Source organism: Pseudomonas sp. MCal1, from assembly GCF_026341415.1.
Lineage (GTDB): Bacteria > Pseudomonadota > Gammaproteobacteria > Pseudomonadales > Pseudomonadaceae > Aquipseudomonas.
Genome location: NZ_JAKUMP010000032.1, coordinates 1 through 1283, shown reverse-complemented (window position 1 = coordinate 1283; position 1283 = coordinate 1). Strand labels below are relative to the sequence as shown.

Below are 1283 nucleotides of genomic sequence, written 5' to 3'. Positions count from 1 at the left end.
ACGCTCTTGATCTTCATGAAAAAGAATTCGCTATCCCGGTAACCGTACGCCATCCGTTTGATGACCTTTATTCGATTATTTATTCCTTCCAACTGACCGGTGTGCATCGGCCAGCGAACCCGACTCACGATGCCCCGCCAGTAGCCTTTTAGCCGTTTGGCAAACTGGATCAGGGCCGGAATTTCGCTTTCATGAGCATGGCGCAGCCACTGCTTCCAGGCCGATCTCCAGGCCCAGGCGGTACTCGGTGCCCAGAGTATTTTGAGTTCAGCCTTCATCAAATAGACCGTCATCAGTGATTGGTTGGCTGCCAATAAATCCTGCAAGTGAACCTCTTGTTCAGGTGTTTTCAGATTCTGCGGATTGCGCAGCAACAGCCATCGCGCTTGTTTGATGACCTTGCGAGACGGCTTGTCGTGACGTAGCCGGTTGGCTTCGTCGACGCGGACCCGGTCAATGACCTCTCGGCCGTATTTGGCCACTACGTGAAACAGGTCGTAGACCACTCGCGCTTTCGGGCAGTGCTGACGAACTTCCAGGTCAAAAGCGGTGTTCATGTCCATCGCCACCGCTTCGATTTTGGCGCAACCTTCTGGCCCAAGCTCTTCGAAGAACGGTCTGACCGCCGCCCGACTGCGGCCTTCGCCGATCCACAGAACCCGTCGTGTGTCGGCATCGAGCACAACGCTGGCGTAGCGATGTCCTTTGAACAGCGCGAATTCATCCATCACCAAACGTCGTGGTTGCGCCTTCGGCAGTTCGCTCAATACTGCCTGCAAGGCGCGACGTTCCAGCAATCTAACCGTGTCCCAATGCAGACCAAACATTTGGGCCACGTGCAGGGTGGGAAGGCGCTCGCAAGCCTGAATAACCGCGTCGGCCAGGCGGCGCGTCATACGCGCATAGCGATCCAGCCAACTGACGGCCTCCATGCGTTTGCCACACTCGCGGCAGCCAACTCGCCTGAGCAAAACGTTGAGGCGTACCGCACGGCCAAGAATGGGCAAGTCACGAACAACTCGCTCGCAATACTCATGAGTGGTTGAACAGGTTTTTTGGCAGCCGCCACAGGAAGGGAATCGGGTGGCGTGGGGTGTTAGATCGATCTGGAGGGCGTCACCATCAGGCTTGATGTTGACGACAGAAAAGCCCTCCCAAAAAGGAAGGAAAGTATTAATATCGCGCATAAGAACGCCGGTTTGTTAGATGTGTTTGCTCGCACGAACATCATCAATCAAATCGGCGTTCTTGTTTGTGTGTTTCCCGAGATTCCGTGAAGAACC

At 55.0% G+C, this 1283-nt stretch carries 1 protein-coding gene; it reads right to left on the bottom strand.

The window, feature by feature from the left end:
- A partial coding sequence (locus tag MKZ87_RS28815) for an ISL3 family transposase (RefSeq protein ID WP_266202220.1) occupies window positions 1-1187 on the bottom strand: 1187 nt, incomplete at its 3' end.
- Between the last annotated feature and the right edge of the window lie 96 nt (window positions 1188-1283).